Here is a 1258-nt window from a genome sequence, read left to right on the forward strand (position 1 = left end):
TGAAACCTCGGACACGGGCGCGCTGTCCATCAGCCCGGACGGGCAACGCCTGCGGCGGATCTACGGCGAAAAGGACCTGCTGATTTCGCAGTCACTGCGGATGGGGGCCTTCAACGACCTCGACGCCGCCGAGATCGCCGCGCTGGMCAGTGTGCTCGTCTACCAGGCCAAGCGCGAGGACCGCGGCCTGCGGCCCAAGATGCCGAGCGTGTCCCTGGAATCCGCGGTAGACACCGTGGTCCGCGAATGGTCCGCGCTGGAGGACGTCGAGGAAGCCAACAAGCTGCCCCTCACTGGCGAGCCCGAGCTCGGCCTTGTGTGGCCGATCTTCAAATGGGCCAAGGGCCGGCACCTCCAGGACGTGCTGAGCGGCACCGACCTGGCCGCGGGCGACTTTGTCCGCTGGGTCAAACAGGTGATCGACCTCCTGGACCAGCTCGCCGACATCCCGAACCTCGACCCCCGGATTGCGCGGCTGTGCGCGGAGGCCATCAAGCTCATCAAACGCGGCGTCGTCGCCTATTCCTCCGTGGCCTAGGGCGCGGGCCGGACCGGCCCGCTCCCTGCGTCAGTCGCTGGCCCGCTACCGCGGCCTCGCAGATTTTCGAACCCGCCGGCCCTCGGCCGGCCCCCAGCAACAAGGAGTTCCCGCCCCATGACCGATTCGCCGGCCGCCCCCGCCCCCCGCAACGTCACGCTGTACCGCAACGGCTCGGTCTACACAGCTGCCGATCCCTTTGCGACTGCGATGCTGGTCGACGGCGACACCGTCGCCTGGGTTGGTTCCGAGCAGGCCGCCACGTCCATCGCCGATGCCTCCATGGAGGTGATCGATCTGCAGGGCGCGCTCCTGGCCCCCGGCTTCGTGGACTCCCACATCCACCTGACGGAAACCGGAATCGCGCTGGAGGGCCTCCAGCTGACCGGGGTGCGCTCCTCCGCTGAACTCCTCGACGCCGTCGCCGCCGCATCCGCGTCCAGCGCGGGYGGTCCCGTCCTGGGCCACGGCTGGGACGAGACCACCTGGGCCGATCCCGCCCTGCCCTCCCGGGACGAAATCGAACGCGCGGCCGGCGGCCGCCAGGTCTACCTGTCCCGCGTGGATGTCCACTCGGCCCTGATATCGAACTCCCTGGCCGCATCGGCCGGACTGGACGGGCTCGACGGCGGCGGCGCCGGAAGCCAGGTCAAACGCGACGCCCACACCGCGGCCCGCCTGGCGGCCCGACGGCTGCCGGCGGACGCCCTGCGCGCATAC

Annotated in this window: 1 protein-coding gene and 1 pseudogene; both read left to right on the forward strand. The window is 70.5% G+C overall.

The features are described from left to right. Positions 1–538 (forward strand): annotated as a pseudogene (locus tag AC1D1S_RS21215) (DEAD/DEAH box helicase); the annotation flags it as partial. 117 nt (positions 539–655) lie between these two features. Next, positions 656–1258: amidohydrolase family protein (locus AC1D1S_RS21220; RefSeq protein WP_476995455.1), on the forward strand; the 603-nt coding region annotated here is incomplete at its 3' end.

It is taken from the genome of Arthrobacter sp. P1_A5 (assembly GCF_056406825.1).